This window comes from Nostoc sp. UIC 10607 (assembly GCF_047228265.1).
Classification (GTDB): domain Bacteria; phylum Cyanobacteriota; class Cyanobacteriia; order Cyanobacteriales; family Nostocaceae; genus Nostoc; species Nostoc foliaceum_A.
This window is the reverse complement of record NZ_JBIQNW010000198.1, coordinates 1-1,093: the sequence shown is the minus strand read 5'-3', so window position 1 is coordinate 1,093 and position 1,093 is coordinate 1. Positions and strand designations below refer to the sequence as shown.

1 pseudogene is annotated in these 1,093 nt (G+C 37.6%); it reads right to left on the bottom strand.

Annotated features, from left to right (window positions below):
• Positions 1–45: 45 nt before the first annotated feature.
• Positions 46–1,093: pseudogene (locus ACEYW6_RS36345) on the bottom strand (IS4 family transposase); the annotation flags it as partial.

The window sequence follows — 1,093 nt, the reverse complement described above, 5'->3', positions numbered from 1 at the left end:
CATCGGTGAGAGGTTAGAATGATTGCACTTTTGTCAAGAGGGTGCAGGAAAAGGCGATAAATCCAGCTTGGGGACTGGCTTTCGGAGATATTTAACCACGCCTAAGTCTTGATTCTCTGGGGCAGCAAAGTACTTGATAGGATCTTCAGCGTTACCTTTATCGTAAGCGACACTAAAATGATAGAGTCCTCGATAAATCATCTCTAAAGAAATGCGGTCAAATGGTAAAGATAATTCATCTGCAACAGCATCTCCCAAATCAACCAAGACAGCATAAAATAACCAAGTAGCCCAGACTTGTAACTTCACACCATTAATAGAACCAGTCCACAAATAAGACAGTCCCAATAAACGTTTTACGGAGTAAAAAGCTTCTTCAATTCTCCATCTTCTTCGATATAAATCTGCTACGACATAAGGAGGTAATATTTGTGGGTCGAGGACAGAAGTAATGTAAGAATAGCTAGTTTTACCAATTTTAATTTCGATTAAACGTAAAGTGAGAACTGGTGCGCCGCGACGAACAGTACCTAGTTGAATCAATCTGTCTTTAATGGAATGGTCATAACTGAAAATTTTTAAGTATTTAATAGATGCTTTGGCTTTTAAACGTGTAATAAAATGGACTTCTTGGTTAATGAGTTGTTGCAAAAATTGGAAATGATAAAAACCTCTGTCAAGTAAAATCAGAGTTTTAGCAGGTAGTAAACTCAGTAATGAAGCTTCAAAATTCGTCTCTGATGCGGCGGGATTAGTGTGAAACCAAACTTCAACGGGGAAACGAGTTACCAAATCAATCACTGTACAAATTTTTCCAGCTAATTGTCCTGTCTTTAAGTCTTCTAGGCTTTTTAGCTTGCGAAATAAAGCTTCTAATGTTGACCCATCAGCTATCCAAATTCGGTCAAAATTATGCAATGCAAACTTAATGCTATCTGGTAGGGGTCGCCTCAATCGTTTCTGCCAACTGAGTTGTAACTGAGGTAGTAAATCTTTAAATACACGCTCAAATAACTCAGCAGGGAAAACTAAAAACCTTTCTGATAATGATTGTTGAGCAACTTTTGTTGGATTACACCATAATAAACCTTCT